Consider the following 17,004-nt stretch of genomic DNA (forward strand, 5'->3'; position numbering starts at 1 on the left):
CTAGACCGGCGACAGCCACGCGTTCGGGCGCGTGAGATTCCCGGGTCGGCCGAACATTCCTAGGCGTGTGGGAGATCGCAGCCACGTGGCAGCTTCCGGGGCTGTCGGCACGGCGGCAGGCATTCGGGCGGGCTCGCCACGGGGGCGCCCGCCCGAATGCCTCTCGCTCGGAGCCACACCCGCCATGAAAGGCAACGATCTCGGGATGATTGACCTCGACCGTGTCTGTGTCACGTACGACGACTGCCAGCCCCTCAGGGATGTCTCCCACTCCTTCAGGCCCGGCGCCGTGACCGTCATGGGGCCGAGCGGAAGCGGCAAGTCCACGCTGCTGCGGGTCATCGCAGGGCTGCAGGCGCCGACCTCGGGTCGGGTCGAGATATCGAGTCTGCCCGTGGCGGCACCGTCGTGGCGTTCCGCGGGCGACCCGCGGGTGACCCTCATCCATCAGGACTACCGGCTCGTGCCGTTCCTGACGATCGGCGACAACCTCCGGATCGCCAGGGAGACCCGCGGTCTCGAGTCCCCGGACGGGGCCCTGCTCGACGTCCTCGGACGTGTGGGTCTGGCCGAGGTCGACCTCGCGCGGATGCCCGCGACGCTGTCCGGTGGCGAGCAGCAACGCGTTGCCATCGCACGCAGCCTGCTCGCCGGATCGGAGGTCCTCCTGGCCGATGAGCCCACCGGAGCGCTGGACGCCGCCAACAGTGCCGCGATCGCGCAGCTGCTGCTCGACGTCGGCCGCCGCGACGGCCTCATCGTCGTGATCGCGACGCACGACCACGACGTGGCCGACATCGTGGGTTCCCGCCTGTCCCTGCGAGACAGTCACCTGCAGGCTGCCTGATGTCGAAGGCGCACAGCCGCGGCCTCACGTTCTCGCTCCTGCGGTACCGAAGGCGTGAGGCTGTGGTCCTCGTGCTCCTCGGCCTGCTCCTGGGCGCCACCGTGTGCGGGCTCGAGTCCGTGCGCCTGTCGGCACTGAGCGCCCAGGAACGAGCGGTGCGGGCCGACCAGGGTGGGGCGGCTTTCACGGTGCAGGCCGGCGGGCCGCAGGCGCGCAAGGCGCTCGCCGGGGTGCCGAGCCTGATCCGGGTCAGCGATGCCAGTGGATCGGTCTCCCTGGAGGCGGCCACCACGCCGACGGCTGTCCGAGTCGTCAACGAGCCGGGAGTCGCCCTCGGTCGCATCATCGACGGCCGAGCCGCGGGAGCCGGCGAGGCGACCGTGTCGCTCGCCGTGGCCCAGGCCCTCGACGCCGATCTCGGCGACCAGGTCGAGATCGCCTCGGAAGAAGGAGCGACGCGGAGGGCCGAGCTGGTCGGCATCACCGTCAACGAGGTCGACGGGGACGATGCGACGGCGGTCGTCGTCGATGTCGACCTGGGTGTCGCCCAGACCGACATCTGGCTCAGCGAGTCCGACCCCTATCTCGAACCGTCCCTCACGAAGCTGATGGATGCCAGGACGATGACCTACCGGCCGACCGCCTCCCTGGTCGAGCAGGCACGGACGAACCTGCCACCGGGGCTGTCGAGCCTGAGCTATGCCCCGATCGGCATGGCGCTCCTGCTGGGGGTCCTGCTGATCGGAACCCTTGCCGCGATGGCCCCCGTGGCGCGCGGCGACGTCAGCACGCTCGTCCAGGCGTCGATGTCACCGCGCAGCGCGTGGGGCCTGATCGTCCGCGTGGCGGTCGCGACGCTCGTCGTGGGGATCGCGACCGGCTTCGCACTGGTCAGCACGACGCTGTGGGTGGCTCGCTACCGCGTCTCGGAAATCATCGGGCATCGGTGGGAGGGGATCGAGCTCGCCTGGCTCGCCCTGCTCGGCCTGGGCGTGACGGTGCTGGCGGCTGCGGCGGCGACGATGCTGGTCCTGGGGCGCGCGGCTGCATCGGATGCCCGCACCGTCCGGTCGCCACAGGTGCGCGCCGGCGGATGGCGATCGGCCGCAGTGGTCGCCGGTTGCGGCGTCCTCGTCCTCGTCGTCGTCACGGTCCAGAAGGCCACGTCGGCCTCCAGCAGCATCGCCGGATACGTCCCCCTGGCCGTCCTGATGGTCACCGGCGCGACACCCTGGCTCGTCGGCGCCCTCGTGGCCCGGCGGCTGCCTCCCGCGTCTCGCGCGGTGGTCAGGCAGTTCACCGCCCACCTCCTGGTCGCCACCGCGCTCGCGGGCATCATCGCCGCGGGGACTGCCGGGAGCGGGTCGCGGACCGTGCACAACGCCAACGTCGCGGAGCACCTGAGCAGGGCGCCGCAGCCACCGGGCTCCTTCCTGATCTACGAGGTGCCCGACCGGGCGGCGACCCTGCTCGTCGAGAGGTACCGGAGCCTGGGCGGTCATGACGTCGACCAGTTCCAGCTGCCCGACGAGGCGCACCGGCGTCTCCGCGTGACGAGCACGCGACTGATCGACTGCATGTCCGAGGCGCAGACGCTGAACCCCGACACGGTCCCCGACGGATGCTTTTCCCAGGAGACCATGGCGCCCGTCAACAGCGTCGTTCTCGCCCTCGACGGTGAGGGCGGACCCAGGTCCGACCCGGGCCTGGTCGACCAGGGTGCCGTCGGGCTCCTGGAGTACGTCGCACTGACGCCTGAGGCGGCGTCGACCGGTCACACCGAGGCACAGCCCGACAGCTCGCTCGGCGGCAACATGCCCGGACTCGTCGTCGCGCCCGACAGCGAGATCGCTCGCCGCTACGACCTGCGGTCCGGAGGGCGGCGACTGGTGGCACTGCTGGACTTCCAGTCCCTGTCGCGACGCGACCAGGCCCTGGTCCGCGGTCTGGTCTCCAGGGTGGCGCCGGGCGCCCAGACGGCCGACGCGGCCGATGCCAGCTCGTTCGATCGCGAACGCGCCCGCGCGACCGCGACGGAGGTGCTCGGCGCCGCGCTCGTGCTGCTGGCCCTGGTTGCTGGTGGGTCCGCCCTCGTCGCCGGACAACGACGGACGCTCAGGACCCTGGTCGAGATCGGTGCGGTCGAGCGCCACCGCCTCCGCCTCCTGGTGCTCACCGTCTGCGTCCCCGTCCTCACCATGGCCCTGGCGCTGCCTCTCGCGGCGTGGGGGACCTGGCTGTCCGGATTCGCAGAACCGGGCGCATGGGGAGCCCTGTGGACGTTGCCCGTCGTCGCCGGACTCATCGGCTCCGCCGTCGTCGGCCTCCTGCTGGTCCGGGTGCCGTCGAGGATCGGCGAGTAGAGCCAGGGCCCCGGGGCCCGACCCGTCAGTACCGGGTCGTCTCCGACACGTCCGGCAGGTCGGAGGGCTCGACTCGCGACGACTCCTCCAGGGCCGTGAACTCGACGACGGCCGGCGCCGCGAGACCGAGCTCTCGACTGTCACGCACGAGGACCTCCTCGGAGCCGAGGAACGCCCCGGTCGTCGGATCCGCCAGCAGCAGGACCTTGCGGCTCGGGTCGGCACCCTGGGCGGAGAACGCGACCGCCGTGCGTCCGAGCCGATCCCGGGTCGTGCCGAGGAAGAGGAATCCCGGCTCGGCGGCGAGTGTCCGCCACAGCGCGGCCTCGAGGGACGGCTCGAGGACGTAGTTGTAGTGGAGGAACGTGAAGCCCGCGAAGAGGCAGTACGCGCGCGTGGCGCGACAGGTCGCCTCGTCGTCGATCATGCTCCGGGCGAGTGCGGACGGTGCGAGCGGCAGCTCGGCCGCATACCTCGGGCCCGTCAAGGGCCCGTCGAACGTCTCGTCGGACCGAGAGGGCGTGGTCGACCACTGACCGATGCTGTCGGTGAGCTGCCCGTCCTTGCCCAGGGGGCGGCTGCGTCGCTCGATCGCCCGGACGGTTCCGTCGGGCTGGAAGTACTGCATCGACACCGTGGGCACGATGACGCTGCGCCCGGGCGCCCCTTGCGCACCCTCGTCGGTCGACAGCAGCCACGAGCTCCTGCCGATCAGCTGCACCGGTCCGCTGGCGGGAGCCGGCTGCTGCTCCGCGCGGTCGGCGAGGTCCTCGAGCTCGGGCGCCGCATCGGTGCCGGCGACGGAGAGGACCCCCTCGCCGTCCTGGAGGGTGAGCATGGCGGGTGTCCGGGCGGCGGCCGCCGGAGCGGAGCCGGGCCACGGCCGGACCACGACGATGGCCAGCGCGAGCACGCACGCGACCGCGAGGACGGCGACCGCTCGCCCGATCGTCACGCGCCGCCTCGGCTCTCGCGGACCGGGAGCGCCCTGGGCCGGGTCGGACAGGATGCGGGCCAGGTCGCGCTCGGCACGCTCCCGCTCACCGGGCCGCTCCGCCAGGTCGCGCGGCACCACGTCCAACCCGTGCAGGAGCGTCCGCAGCTCGTCTGCGACCAGCTCGGGATCCTCGAACTCGTCGGTCATGTCGTGCTCGCTTCGAGGATCGTCTGGAGGTTGCGCCTGGCTCGTTGCAGCCTCATGCTGACGGCCGCCGGTGAGCACTCGAGGATGAGGGAGATCTCCGACACCCGATATCCGTCGGCGACCAACGAGAGCACCTCGCGGTCGGTCAGGGAGAGTAGGTCGAGCCATGCTGTCGGACCCTCGACCACGAGGTCCGCGACGTCCGGAGCAACGCCGCGACGTCCCGCGACGCCGGCGACCGCCTCCACCAGTCGAGCGAGCCGGCTCGCGCTGCGATGGGCGTTGCGGACGTGCCCGTCCGCCACGCGGTAGGCGAGGCTCTGGAGCTGGCGGTGCTCGATCTCGGTCCGAGGAGCATCGACGTCCTTGACCCAGATGGTGTGCATCGTCTGCGCCGCCGCATCCATGGCGGCGTCGGGATCGAGGAACCTCTTCGTGTAGCGGAGGATCTTGGGATGCGTATGACGAAAGAAGTCTTCGAAGTCCCGAGGTCCCACGCCGGAAGGGTAAGCGGGCAACCTTTCCTTCGGAGCGGTTTCGACGATCGTTCGCTCAGCAGCTGGCACTGGACGACAGCGTGACCGTCTCCGCCGCCGAGTAGGAGGCGGTGATCGACGGCTTCTTCACGCCGTCCTCGAGGCAGACCGATGACGAGGAGTCGTTGTTGTAGAGGCGCGCGACGGTCGAGCGGTTGTTCCAGAGCGAGCCGACCGTCCCTCCGAGCACCTTCGACCCGGTGCCCGTCTTGTAGCGGAACGAGCCCAGGTAGTTGGCCTGGCTCCAGACGCAGAACTGACCGGTCTCGCACTGACTCAGCGACAGGGTGCCCGCGTCCACGGCGACCTCGACCGTGCCGTCGGCGTAGTAGGTCCGGGCGCCGACCTGCGCCGTCACGACCTGGCTCGCGTCGGGGGCAGCAGCAACAGCAGGGGTTCCGATCAGCGCGATGACGGCCGCCGGCAGGAGGATCAGGGTCTTGAAGATCGTGATGGTCATACGCGGAACTGTCCGGAACTGCGGCCGGTCTAACGCCTGCCGGCGAACCATCTCGAACGGGCCGTGTCGAAAGGCCCCCGCTGGATCAGCAGGGGCCTTTCACAGGTCACGGACCTGCATGCCTGTGGCCAGGGGCGGGGTCGAACCGCCGACCTATCACTTTTCAGGCGATCGCTCGTACCAACTGAGCTACCTGGCCAAGCGACGGAAACCATACAGGAGCGGTCGGGGACCGGCGAAAATCGGGCCGACCCTCACGATGCGGCGTCGACGGCCTCCTCGACCACGACGTCGTGGACGCCGATCAGGCGGTCGACCTTCGCGGCCACCCGCCGCGCCTGCCACGCGTCGCCGCGCACGCCGATCACCACGAGCACGTCGTCGCCGGAACCGACGACGTACTCGAAGTGGCCGATGCTGAACGGGCCGAGGACCGACGCGAGCCGGGTGAGCATCGCGTTGCCGTCGACCGCCCGCGCGCGCAGGATCGTCACCGCAGCAGGCTAGGTCCCGCCGCCGACCGTCGGTTCGTCGGTGGCGACGGACGACCGGGGGGAGGCTCGTCGGATCGGACGAACAACGCGGGAGGGTCCCCTCCTAGCGTGTGCCGCGTGAGCAACCTCGATGCCCTCCAGGCCGGGATCGCCGAGAAGCTGCCGGCGCTCCTCGAGAAGTACGACGTCCCGGGCGCTGCCTGGGCCGTCCTCTCCGACGGCGAGGTCGTCGACGGCGCCGCCGGCCTCCTCAACAAGGCCACCGGCGTCGAGGCGACGGCGGACTCCCTCTTCCAGATCGGCTCGATCACCAAGCTGTGGACCGCCACCCTGGTCATGCAGCTGGTCGACGAGGGCACGGTCGACCTCGACGCCACGGTGCGCACCTACCTGCCGGAGTTCCGCATCGGTGACGAGTCGGCGGCCGAGGTCATCACGGTCCGGATGCTGCTCAACCACACGGCGGGCTTCGAGGGCGACATCTTCACCGACACCGGCGTCGGCGACGACTGCGTCGAGAAGTACCTCGGGGTCCTCCACGAGGTCCCCCAGCTCTTCCCGCCGGGCGAGCAGTTCTCCTACAACAACGCTGGCTTCTGCGTGCTCGGCCGCCTGGTCGAGGTGCTGCGCGAGAAGTCGTACGACGCCTGCCTGCGCGAGCACCTCTTCGCGCCGCTCGGCCTGACCCACGCCGCGGCCGGCCCGTACGAGGCGATCATGTTCCGCGCCGCCATGGGCCACGTCGAGCTGGAGCCCGGGACGGGCTACCAGCCCGCACCGATCTGGTCCTTCGCCCGATCGAACTCCCCGGCCGGCTCGCAGCTGTCCATGCGGCCGCGCGACCTGATCACCTTCGCGCAGATGCACATGCGCGACGGCCAGGCCGCCGACGGCGCCCAGGTGCTGGCCCCCGGCACCCCCGCCCAGATGCACGCCAAGGCGGTCGAGCTGCCCGAGCTCGGCCTGATGGGCACCTCGTGGGGCCTCGGCTTCGAGCGGTTCGACACGCCCGACGGCGACATCATCGGCCACGACGGCAGCACCATCGGCCAGAACGCCTTCCTGCGGATCGTGCCCGACTCCGGCGTCGCGGTCGCCCTCCTCACCAACGGCGGGGACGTCCTCTCGCTCTACCAGGACCTCTACGACCACGTGCTCGGGGCGCTCACGGACACCCGGCTCCCCGCGCTGCCGGTGCCGCCCGCCGACCCGCAGCGGATCGACGCCCACCGCTACGTCGGCACCTACTCGGCGGAGGTCTTCGACCTCAACGTCACCCAGGACGCCGACGGCCGGATCTGGATCGAGACCGTCCCGAAGGGTCTCTTCGAGGAGCTCGGCGAGCAGCCCGAGCGCAAGGAGCTCGTGTACTACCGCGACGACATGCTCATCCCGGTCGAGGCCGACCGGGGCATGTTCATGCCGCACGCCTTCCTCGGTGACGACGGCGACGGCCACGCCCTCTACCTCCACCTCGGTCGCGCCGTCCGGCGCGCCGGAGCCTGACCCACCCACCCCGAGAAGGAACCGCCATGAAGCTCGCCGCCCCAGCACTGGGAGTCTGCATCACCGCCGTCCTGCTCGCCGGTTGCGGCGGCAGCGACGGCAGCTCCTCCTCCGACGGTGGGGGGACCAGCGAGTACGCCGACGGTGGCACGTTCACCATGTCGATGGCGGGTGACCCGGGCAAGCTCGACCCCCAGTCCTCGGCCAGCACCCAGCTGTTCGCCGTCAACCAGCTCGGCTACGACAACCTGGTCTGGGTCGACGGCAAGACCGGTGAGATCCAGTCGCAGCTCGCGACCGACTGGAAGGTCGACGGCAAGACGGTCACGCTGACCCTCGGCAAGGGCATCACCTGCTCCGACGGCAGCGACTTCACCGCCACCACCGCCGCGGACAACCTCAACTACGTGGGCGACCCCAAGAACAAGAGCCCCTACCTGGGCGTCTTCCTGCCGGCAGGTGCGACCGCGAAGGGCGACGATGCAGCAGGCACGGTGACGATCACGCTGACCGACCCCGCGCCGTTCGTGCTCAACGGCCTCGCCAGCCTGCCCATGGTGTGCGAGTCCGGCATGAAGGACCGCACGTCGCTGGCCGACCACACGGACGGCACCGGCCCCTACGAGCTCACCGAGGCCGTGCCGGGCGACCACTACACGTACAAGATCCGCGACGGCTACACCTGGGGTCCGAACGGAGCCACCACGGACGAGAAGGGCATGCCCGACACGATCGTCATGAAGATCGTCCAGAACGAGGGCACGGCCGCCAACCTGGTGCTGTCCGGTGAGATCAACGCGGTCACGATCCAGGGCCCGGACGCGAAGCGGCTCGAGGCAGCGAAGCTCTTCTCCACCAGCACGCCCGCGATGGTCGGGGAGCAGTGGTACAACCACAACGACGGTCACGGGACCAGTGACGCCGCCGTCCGGATGGCCCTGACCCAGGCGCTCGACCTCAAGGAGCTCGCCTCGGTCGCGACCGCCGGTGCGGGCACGCAGGCCACGACGTTCGCCGCGATCCAGCCCGTCGCCTGCCCGGGTGACTCGATCACCCCGGCCCTCCCGGCCCACGACGCGGACGCCGCCAAGACCGCGCTCGCCGGCCAGAAGCTGACGTTCCTCTACTCGAGCGCGGCCGGCAGCGCCGTGGCGGCCGCGGCCGAGCTCGCCGTCCAGGAGTGGACGGCGGCGGGCGCCGACGTGACGGCGAAGCCCGTCGACGAGACCGCGCTCCAGGGCGCGATCTTCGGCACCGGTGACTGGGACATCGCGTGGGTCCCGCTCAACGTCAACAGCCCCGACCAGCTGGTCCCGTTCCTCTCCGGCCCCGGCCTGGCCGACGGCGGCACCAACTTCTCGGGGATCGACAACGCCGACTACACCGACGGTGTGACCGCCGCGTCCGCGATGAACGGCACCGACGGCTGCGACACCTGGCTCGGTGCCGAGTCCAAGCTGGTCGCCGCCGCGGACATCGTGCCCTTCGCCAACAACGAGGTGAAGACCTTCGGCAACGGGGCCGAGTTCGAGTACCCGGGCACGTTCATGCCCACCAGCGTCCGCATGCTGGCGAAGTAAGCGATGGCCTCGGCGAGCTCGGCGATCGCCGCCACCCCACGCGTCGGGAGGCTCGGCTCCCACGCGTGGCTGCGCTTCGGCGTACGGCGTCTCGGTCGCCTGCTGATCTCCCTGTGGGTGCTGGTGACCGCCTCGTTCCTGATGATCCACCTGATCCCGGGCGACCCGGTGCGGGCGGCCCTCGGGCCCACGGCGCCGGCCACCCTGGTCGCGGCGAAGCGTGACGAGATGGGGCTCGACGACCCGATCCTGGTGCAGTACTGGCACTACCTGCAGGGTCTGTTCACCGGGGACCTCGGCACCTCGATCGTGTCCCAGCTGCCCGTCTCCGACATCGTGTCGCAGCGGCTGCCGGCGACGCTCCAGCTGGCCCTGCTGGCGTTCGTCGTGGCGGTCGCGATCGCCGTCCCGCTGGGCGTGACGATGGGGGTTCTCACCCGGCGCGGCCACGGTCGGCGCACCGAGCTGGTCTTCACCACGAGCAGCGTGGTCCTGGGGATCATCCCGGACTTCCTCGTGGGGGTCGGCCTCGTCTACGTCTTCGGCGTCAACCTGGGCTGGCTGCCGGTCGCCGGCAACGACACGCCCTCGGCGTACGTCCTGCCGGTCTTCGCCCTGGCCATCGGGCCCGCCGCGATCCTGGCCCGGATCATCCGGGTCGAGATGGTGACCGTGCTCGAGGCCGACTTCGTCCGGACGGCGCGCGCCAAGCGGCTGCCGAAGCGCACCGTCTACCTCGGCCACGCCCTGCCCAACGCGCTGACCGCGTCGCTCACCCTCGGCGGCCTGATCCTCAGCGCCATGGTGGCCGGGACCGTGCTGGTCGAGAACGTCTTCGCCTGGCCGGGCCTCGGCAGCACGATCGTCTCGTCGATCCTCAACAAGGACTACCAGGTCGTGCAGGCCGTGGTCCTCGTGTACGGCGTCGGCGTGCTGCTCGTGAACACGCTCGTCGACGTGGCGCTCGCGCTGCTCGACCCTCGCTCGATGATCCGGGAGGACTGAGGACGTGCAGCGCTGGAAGGGCGTCATCCGCACACCGGTCGGACTCGCGGCGACCCTGCTCACGGGAGCCGTGCTCGTGCTGGCCGTGGTCGCGCCGATCATCTGGAGCGACGACGCCGACGCGATCGACACCAGCAACATCCTGGCCGGGCCGTCCGCCGACCACTGGGCCGGCACCGACAACCTCGGCCGCGACATCTTCTACCGCACCCTGGTCGCTACCCGGCTGTCCGTCGAGCTGGCGCTCGCCGCCACCGCGATCGCGGTCGTCGTCGGGCTGATCCTCGGCACGGCGTCGTTCCTGCTCGGACGGCGCAGCGGCAAGCTCGTCAACGCCGGTGTGAACATCGCCGTCGCCTTCCCGGGCATCCTGCTCGCCCTGTTCTTCGCCGTGATCTTCGGCGTCGGTGCCACCGGCGCGGTGCTCGCCATCGGTCTTGCGGGTGCACCGAGCATGGGCCGTCTCACGCGCACCCTGGTGGCGTCCGTCTCCGCCCGCGACTTCGTCGACGCCGCCCGCGTCGCCGGCGTCGGTCGGATGCGGATCCTGCTGCGCCACGTACTGCCCAACATCTCCGAGCCGCTGGTCGTCAACGCCACCATCGGTGCCGGCGGCGCGCTGCTGTCCTTCGCCGGCCTCTCGTTCCTCGGACTGGGCGTCCAGCAGCCGTCGTACGACTGGGGTCGTCTGCTCTTCGACGGCATCGGCTCGATCTACGTGAACCCGGCCGCGGCCCTGGCGCCCGGCGCCGCGGTGATCGTCGCCGGTCTGGCGTTCAACCTCTTCGGCGAGTCCGTGGCCAAGGCCCTGGGCGTCGGCGTGATCGGCGGCATCAGGCTGCCGTCGACCGCCGCGGCGGTCGCGACCGCCGCACCTGCTGAGGAGTCGCACGCCAGCACCGATGACGTCGTGCTCGACGTCCGCGACCTCGAGGTGGTCTTCCCTGGCCCGGCCGGCCCGATCCGACCGGTCCGCGGCATCTCGTTCGCCGTACGACGTGGCGAGGCGGTCGGCGTCGTCGGGGAGTCGGGCTCCGGCAAGTCCCTGACCGCCCTGGCCGTCTCGCGCCTGGTCGGTGACCCAGGCCGCGTCGACGCCTCCTGCCTCGAGCTGCTCGGCACCGACCTGCGCACCGCCGACACGAAGGCGCAGCGGCAGCTGCTCGGCACCTCGCTGGCGATGGTCTTCCAAGACCCGATGACGTCGTTCAACCCGACCCGTCGGATGGGCAGCCAGCTCGCCGAGGTCGCCCGGCACCACCAGGGCATGGACCGGAGGTCGGCACTGGCCCGGGCCGTCGACCGGATGCGCGCCGTGCGCATCACCGAGCCCGAGCGTCGCGCCCACCAGTACCCGCACGAGTTCTCCGGTGGCATGCGCCAGCGCGCGATGATCGGCATGGGCCTGATGGGCAGCCCCGCGCTGATCATCGCGGACGAGCCGACCACGGCGCTCGACGTCACCGTGCAGCAGCAGGTGCTCGACCTGCTCGCTGCGATCCGGGCCGCCGACGACGTCGCGCTGGTGCTCATCAGCCACGACGTCACCGTGGTCGGCGAGGTCTGCGACCGGGTGCTGGTCATGTACGCCGGCCGGATCGTCGAGGACCTCCCCGCGACCGAGCTCGCCACCGGTGCCCGGCACCCCTACACGCGGGCCCTGGTGGCCGCGGTGCCCGCCATGGACACCGACCTGGACGAGCCGCTCGCGGTCATCCCCGGCCGTCCGGTCGACCCCGCCGACGTGCCCGAGGGGTGTGCGTACGCCGCCCGCTGCCCGCTCGCGTCGGCGCGCTGCCTCACCGAGGACCCCGCGCTCGAGACCGACGTCGCCGGTCGGCGGGTCGCCTGCTGGCACGCGGGGGAGCCGGTCGCCATCGAGATCGAGGACCGCGAGATCGACGAGCTCGAGGAGGTCGAGGCATCGTGAGCGAGCTCCGCTTCGAGGGCCTGACGGTCCGCTACGGCGCGACCACCGCCGTCGACGACGTCAGCCTCACCGTCCCGGAGGGGCAGATCGTCGGCCTGGTCGGCGAGTCCGGCTCGGGCAAGTCGACCCTCGCCCGCGCCGCCGTCGGGCTGGCGCCGATCGAGTCCGGCCGGATCCTGCTCGACGGTCGGCCGGTGCCCACGACGGGCCGCCGCCGGCCGCTGCAGATGGTGTTCCAGGACCCGTACTCGTCCCTGGACCCGCGGATGAGCATCGGCGAGAGCGTCGCGGAGGCGATGCCTCGCGGTGCCTCGCGGCTGGAGCGGCGCGCCGAGGTCGAGCGGCTCCTCGAGCTCGTGCACCTCGACCCCGCCCGGGCAGCCGCCCGGCCCGCCGAGCTGTCCGGCGGCCAGCGTCAGCGGGTCGCGCTGGCGCGCGCCCTGGCCGGTCGCCCCCAGGTCGTCATCGCCGACGAGATCACCTCCGCACTCGACGTCTCGATCCAGGGCGCGGTGCTCAACCTGGTCCGCGAGCTGCAGGCCGAGCTGGGCCTCTCGATGCTCTTCATCTCCCACAACCTCGCGGTGGTGCGGTACGTCGCGACGCACGTCGCCGTCATGCGGGACGGCCGCATCGTCGAGCAGGGCACCACCGCGCAGGTGCTGGCCGAGCCCGAGCACGTCTACACGCGAGAGCTGCTCGCCGCCGTACCCGGCACGAACTCCAGGAGCCCCCGATGACCCGACGCACGCGCATCGACGACCTCGCCGCCCTCGCCGTCCCGTCCCAGCCGGTGATCTCGCCCGACGGCGCGCGCGTCGTCTACGTGCTGCGCACCCTCGACGCCGACGAGGACCGCAACGTCGACCAGCTCTGGGTCGTCCCCGCGGCAGGAGGCGCACCGCGCCGTCTGACCACCGGCACCAGCGACACCGCCCCGGCCTGGTCGCCGGACGGCGCGCGGCTCGCCTTCCTCCGCGACGGTCAGGTGCACCTGCTCGCGACCGACGGTGGCGAGCCGGAGCAGGTCACCGACCTGCCCCTCGGCGCCGGCGCCCCGGTCTGGAGCCCCGACGGCGAGCACATCGCGTTCACCTCCGCGGTCGACCCCACCGGGGGCAACGGCCCGCTCGCCACGGAGGGCGTCGACTACCAGGCCGACGGCGCCGGCCTGTTCGGCGCCGTGCGCAGCCAGCTCCACGTCGTCGACCTCGGAGCCGACCTCGGGGCTCACGAGTGCCGGCAGGTCACCGACGGTGACCACGCCGGCCAGCCCGCCTGGTCGCCCGACAGCCGCACCCTCGCCTTCACCCGCAAGGTCGGGACGGACAGCGACCTCACGTTCCGGACCGCCGTGCACCTGCTCGACGTCACCGACCCGAAGGCCGAGCCACGCGTGGTCGCCTTCGAGGACGGGATCGCGGGCACCGTCTCGTTCGCGGCCGACGGCAGCAGCCTGCTCGTCGTCGGTCACCCCGCGCTGGCGCTCGGACACGCCCACCTGCTGCGGGTCCCGCTCGACGGCAGCGAGCCCGAGGACGTCAGCGGGCACCTCGACCGCAACGTGATGCCCGGCGGCCCGGCCTACCCCGGCGCCCGCCCGGTCGAGACCTCCGACGGACGGCTGCTCTTCGCGATCCGCGACCGCGGCTGCACGCACCTCTGGGACGAGGAGGGCCCCGTCCTCGCCGGCGCCGGCCGCGTCGTCTCCGGACTCTCGGTCGCCCGCGGCACCGCCGTCGTCTCGCTCGCCACCCCCACGTCGTACGGCGAGATCGTCGCGGTCGACATCGCGTCGGGATCCGAGACCGTGCTGACCGACCACGGCCCCAGCACCGCCGACCTCTTCGTCCGCGAGGAGCGGACCTTCACGATCTCCGACGGGACCGAGGTGCAGGCCTGGCTGGTCCGCGACCCCGAGCGCACCGGCCCGCTGCCGCTGCTGCTCGACGTGCACGGCGGCCCGCACAACGCCTGGAACGCGGCGGCCGACGAGATGCACTTCTACCACCAGGAGCTGGCCGCGCAGGGCTGGGCGGTGCTGCTGGTCAACCCCCGCGGCAGCGACGGCTACGGCGCGGACTTCTACAACGGCGTGCAGGGCGCCTGGGGCGTCGCCGACCACCTCGACCTCCTCGAGCCGATCGGCACCCTCGTCGCCGAGGGGCTGGCCGACGCCGCCCGGCTCGCGGTCACCGGCTACAGCTACGGCGGCTTCATGACCGCCTGGCTCACCGCGCACGACGACCGGTTCAAGGCCGGTGTCGCCGGCGGCATCGTCAGCGACCTGGTCAGCGAGTACGGCGCCAGCGACGACGGCGCCCTGATGGCCCGCTACGAGCTGGGCGGCACGCCCTGGGACGCCCCGGAGGCGTACGCCGCGATGTCGCCGATCACGCGCGTCGACCGCGTGCAGACCCCGACGCTCGTGCTGCACGGCCAGGACGACCTCACCTGCCCGGTCGGGCAGGCCCAGCAGTGGCACACCTCGCTGCGCGACCGCGGCGTGCCGACCGAGCTGGTGCTCTACCCGGGCGCCTCGCACGTCTTCATCCTGCTCGGGCCGCCGTCGCAGCGCCTCGACTACGCGCGCCGCGTCGTCGACTGGGTGGAGCGGTACGTCGAGCGCGGCGGCCGGCCCCGGGTCGACCGCGCGCACTGGCAGCGTCGACTCGAGGTGCTGGCGACGAAGCACCACGTGCCCGGCGCCCAGCTGGGCATCCTCGACGGAGACGACGTCGTCGACGTGGCCCACGGCGTGCTCAACAACCGCACCGGCCAGCCCGCGACGGTCGACTCGGTCTTCCAGATCGGCTCGATCAGCAAGGTGTGGACGGCCACCGTCATCATGCAGCTGGTCGACGAGGGCCTGATCGCGCTCGACACCCCGGTCGTCGAGGTCGTCCCCGAGCTCCAGCTCTCCGACCCCGACGTCACCAAGCAGCTCACGATCTGGCACCTGCTGACCCACACGAGCGGCATCGACGGCGACGTCTTCACCGACACCGGTCGTGGCGACGACGCGCTCGAGAAGTACACCGAGCTGCTCGCTGACGTCGCCCAGAACCACCCCCTGGGCGCCACCTGGTCCTACTGCAACTCCGGCTGGTCGCTGCTCGGCCGCGTGATCGAGAAGCTCACCGACCAGACCTGGGACCAGGCCATGCGCGACCGGCTCTACACGCCGCTCGGCCTCACCCACACGATGACGCTGCCCGAGGAGGCGATCCTGCACGCCGCCGCCGTCGGCCACGTGGACGGTGAGAACGGTCAGGAGCCCACGCCCGTCTGGGACCTGCCCCGGTCGGTCGGTCCCGCCGGCCTGATCAAGTCGACCGTCCGTGACGTGCTCGCCTTCGCGCAGCTGCACCTGTCGGGCGGCGTCGCCGCCGACGGCACGCGGGTGCTGTCGGCCGAGTCGACCGCACTGATGACCACCCACCAGGCGGACCTGCCGGACAAGCTCATCCTCGGCGACTCCTGGGGCCTGGGCTGGATCCGGTTCGGCTGGGACGGCGAGCGGCTGATCGGCCACGACGGCAACACCCTCGGTCAGGCCGGCTTCCTGCGGCTGCTCCCCGGCTCCGCCGGTGGCGGCGTCGCCGTCGCGCTGCTCGCCAACGGCGGCAACACCCGCGACCTCTACGAGGAGCTCTACCGCGAGATCTTCGCGGAGGTCGCCGGCCTCGAGATGGCGCACCCGTTCACGCCGCCGACCGAGCCGGTCGACGTCGACATCACGCCGTACGTCGGCACCTACGCGCGCTCGTCGGTGAAGATGGAGGTGTTCGTCGGCGACGACGGACCGCGGCTGCGGACCACCGTCCTGGGGCCCTTGGCCGAGATGGTGCCGGACCCCGTCGACGAGTACCCGCTCGTCCCCGTCGGCCCGGCGCTGTTCGCGCTCAGGCCGCCGGAGGCCGACACCTGGGCGCCGGTCACCTTCTACGAGCTGCCGACCGGGGAGCGCTACGTGCACTTCGGCGTGCGCGCGACCCCGAGGGTCGACTGATGGACCTGACCACGATGCTCGACGACGTCCGCGAGCTCGTCGAGTGCGAGTCGCCCTCGGCCGATCTCGAGGCCGTCGCCCGCTCGGCCGACGTCGTCGCCCGGCTCGGCACGCGCCGCTTGGGGGTCGAGCCCGAGCGGATCGTGCTGGACGGTCGCACCCACCTGCGCTGGCGCCTCGGCGCCGGCCCGTCCCGGGTGCTCGTCCTCGGCCACCACGACACGGTGTGGCCGATCGGCTCGCTGGCCACGCACCCGTGCACCGTCGAGGACGGCGTGCTGCGCGGTCCCGGCTGCTTCGACATGCTCGCCGGCCTGGTGATGGCGTTCCACGCCCTCGCCGGCACCGATGGCGTCACCCTGCTCGTGACCGGCGACGAGGAGCTCGGCTCCCCGAGCTCGCGCGGCCTCATCGAGGAGGAGGCGCGCGCCGCCGAGGCGACGCTCGTCCTGGAGGCGTCCGCCGACGGGGGCGCGCTGAAGACCGAGCGCAAGGGCGTCTCCCTGTACGACGTCCGCGTCGTCGGCCGCGCCGCCCACGCCGGGCTGGAGCCCGAGGCGGGCATCAACGCGACCATCGAGCTCGCCCACCAGGCCATCGCGGTCGCCGGGCTCGGCCGTCCCGACCTCGGCACCACGGTGACGCCGACGGCGAGCCGCGCGGGCACGACCACCAACACGGTCCCGGCCGAGGGCTCGTTCTCCGTCGACGTACGGGTGCGGACCGTCGAGGAGCAGGACCGGGTGGACGTCGCGATGCGGGCCCTGCGGGCCGTGCTTCCGGGGGCCGTGCTCGAGGTCCACGGCGGTCCGAACCGGCCGCCGCTGGAGGCCTCGGCGTCGGCCGCGCTGTTCGAGCGGGCGTCCGCGATCGCCGTACGCCTCGGCCTGCCGACGCTCACCTCGGCGGCTGTCGGCGGAGCGTCGGACGGCAACTTCACGGCCGGCGTCGGCACCCCGACCCTCGACGGCCTCGGCGCCGTCGGCGGCGGTGCCCATGCCGACGACGAGCACGTCCTCGTGGACGAGCTGCCCGGTCGCACCGCCCTGCTCGCCGCCCTCGTGGCCGACCTGCTGGCGCAGCCGACGAACTCGGTCCTCACGGCTGGTGCCGCACGACCATGACGA

General features: G+C 72.0%; 13 protein-coding genes and 1 tRNA gene. 9 read left to right on the top strand and 5 right to left on the bottom strand.

Features of this window, described 5'->3' with window-relative positions:
* The first annotated feature begins 85 nt into the window (after window positions 1–85).
* The gene (locus tag ASC77_RS09045) at window positions 86–847 is read left to right on the top strand and encodes an ABC transporter ATP-binding protein (RefSeq protein ID WP_156391007.1); all 762 of its coding nucleotides are present in this window, start codon (window positions 86–88) and stop codon (window positions 845–847) included.
* Window positions 847–3,210, top strand: coding sequence for a hypothetical protein (locus tag ASC77_RS09050; RefSeq protein WP_056793408.1), 2,364 nt, complete (start codon window positions 847–849; stop codon window positions 3,208–3,210). The genes ASC77_RS09045 and ASC77_RS09050 overlap by 1 nt, the downstream gene beginning before the upstream one ends.
* Window positions 3,211–3,235: 25 nt before the next feature.
* Here the strand turns inward: ASC77_RS09050 and ASC77_RS09055 are convergent, their stop codons facing one another.
* The 5 genes from ASC77_RS09055 to ASC77_RS09075 all read right to left on the bottom strand — a co-directional run bounded on the left by ASC77_RS09055 (window position 3,236) and on the right by ASC77_RS09075 (window position 5,844).
* Window positions 3,236–4,354 (bottom strand): CU044_5270 family protein, encoded by a 1,119-nt coding sequence (locus ASC77_RS09055; protein ID WP_056151239.1) that lies wholly within the window; start codon window positions 4,352–4,354, stop codon window positions 3,236–3,238.
* Window positions 4,351–4,920, bottom strand: coding sequence for an RNA polymerase sigma factor (locus ASC77_RS09060; protein WP_156391008.1), 570 nt, complete (start codon window positions 4,918–4,920; stop codon window positions 4,351–4,353). Before ASC77_RS09060 ends, ASC77_RS09055 begins: the two co-directional genes overlap by 4 nt.
* A complete protein-coding gene (locus tag ASC77_RS09065) occupies window positions 4,907–5,350 on the bottom strand; it encodes a peptidase inhibitor family I36 protein (protein ID WP_056151244.1) in 444 nt (147 codons plus the stop codon). Before ASC77_RS09065 ends, ASC77_RS09060 begins: the two co-directional genes overlap by 14 nt.
* 125 nt (window positions 5,351–5,475) lie before the next feature.
* Window positions 5,476–5,549 (bottom strand) — tRNA-Phe (locus ASC77_RS09070).
* Window positions 5,550–5,604: 55 nt separating this feature from the next.
* Window positions 5,605–5,844 (bottom strand): hypothetical protein, encoded by a 240-nt coding sequence (locus tag ASC77_RS09075; RefSeq protein WP_056151247.1) that lies wholly within the window; start codon window positions 5,842–5,844, stop codon window positions 5,605–5,607.
* Between the two features lie 117 nt (window positions 5,845–5,961).
* Between ASC77_RS09075 and ASC77_RS09080 the strand changes: the two genes are divergently transcribed.
* From ASC77_RS09080 to ASC77_RS09110, 7 genes are read left to right on the top strand one after another with little or no spacing between them, the layout of a single operon-like run.
* On the top strand, window positions 5,962–7,350 hold the full coding sequence (locus ASC77_RS09080; protein WP_056151248.1) for a serine hydrolase domain-containing protein: 1,389 nt from the start codon (window positions 5,962–5,964) through the stop codon (window positions 7,348–7,350).
* A 26-nt stretch (window positions 7,351–7,376) separates the two neighbouring features.
* Window positions 7,377–8,930, top strand: coding sequence for an ABC transporter substrate-binding protein (locus tag ASC77_RS09085; RefSeq protein ID WP_056151251.1), 1,554 nt, complete (start codon window positions 7,377–7,379; stop codon window positions 8,928–8,930).
* Between the two features lie 3 nt (window positions 8,931–8,933).
* Window positions 8,934–9,935, top strand: coding sequence for an ABC transporter permease (locus ASC77_RS09090; RefSeq protein ID WP_082574600.1), 1,002 nt, complete (start codon window positions 8,934–8,936; stop codon window positions 9,933–9,935).
* Window positions 9,936–9,939: 4 nt separating this feature from the next.
* A complete protein-coding gene (locus tag ASC77_RS09095) occupies window positions 9,940–11,865 on the top strand; it encodes a dipeptide/oligopeptide/nickel ABC transporter permease/ATP-binding protein (protein WP_056151253.1) in 1,926 nt (641 codons plus the stop codon).
* Window positions 11,862–12,605, top strand: coding sequence for an ABC transporter ATP-binding protein (locus tag ASC77_RS09100; protein ID WP_056151255.1), 744 nt, complete (start codon window positions 11,862–11,864; stop codon window positions 12,603–12,605). Before ASC77_RS09095 ends, ASC77_RS09100 begins: the two co-directional genes overlap by 4 nt.
* Window positions 12,602–15,877, top strand: coding sequence for a serine hydrolase (locus ASC77_RS09105; protein WP_056151257.1), 3,276 nt, complete (start codon window positions 12,602–12,604; stop codon window positions 15,875–15,877). Before ASC77_RS09100 ends, ASC77_RS09105 begins: the two co-directional genes overlap by 4 nt.
* Window positions 15,877–17,001, top strand: coding sequence for a M20 family metallopeptidase (locus ASC77_RS09110; RefSeq protein ID WP_056151260.1), 1,125 nt, complete (start codon window positions 15,877–15,879; stop codon window positions 16,999–17,001). The genes ASC77_RS09105 and ASC77_RS09110 overlap by 1 nt, the downstream gene beginning before the upstream one ends.
* Window positions 17,002–17,004: the final 3 nt, after the last annotated feature.

Source organism: Nocardioides sp. Root1257, assembly GCF_001425175.1.
In the GTDB taxonomy this organism is placed as follows: domain Bacteria; phylum Actinomycetota; class Actinomycetes; order Propionibacteriales; family Nocardioidaceae; genus Nocardioides.

Bases quoted from the DNA above. Each gene is read 5' to 3' on its own strand.
- ASC77_RS09105 (WP_056151257.1), top strand. From the start codon at position 12,602: ATGACCCGACGCACGCGCATCGACGACCTCGCCGCCCTCGCCGTCCCG.
- ASC77_RS09085 (WP_056151251.1), top strand. From the start codon at position 7,377: ATGAAGCTCGCCGCCCCAGCACTGGGAGTCTGCATCACCGCCGTCCTG.
- ASC77_RS09055 (WP_056151239.1), bottom strand. From the start codon at position 4,354: ATGACCGACGAGTTCGAGGATCCCGAGCTGGTCGCAGACGAGCTGCGG.
- ASC77_RS09065 (WP_056151244.1), bottom strand. From the start codon at position 5,350: ATGACCATCACGATCTTCAAGACCCTGATCCTCCTGCCGGCGGCCGTC.
- ASC77_RS09110 (WP_056151260.1), top strand. From the start codon at position 15,877: ATGGACCTGACCACGATGCTCGACGACGTCCGCGAGCTCGTCGAGTGC.
- ASC77_RS09090 (WP_082574600.1), top strand. From the start codon at position 8,934: ATGGCCTCGGCGAGCTCGGCGATCGCCGCCACCCCACGCGTCGGGAGG.
- ASC77_RS09050 (WP_056793408.1), top strand. From the start codon at position 847: ATGTCGAAGGCGCACAGCCGCGGCCTCACGTTCTCGCTCCTGCGGTAC.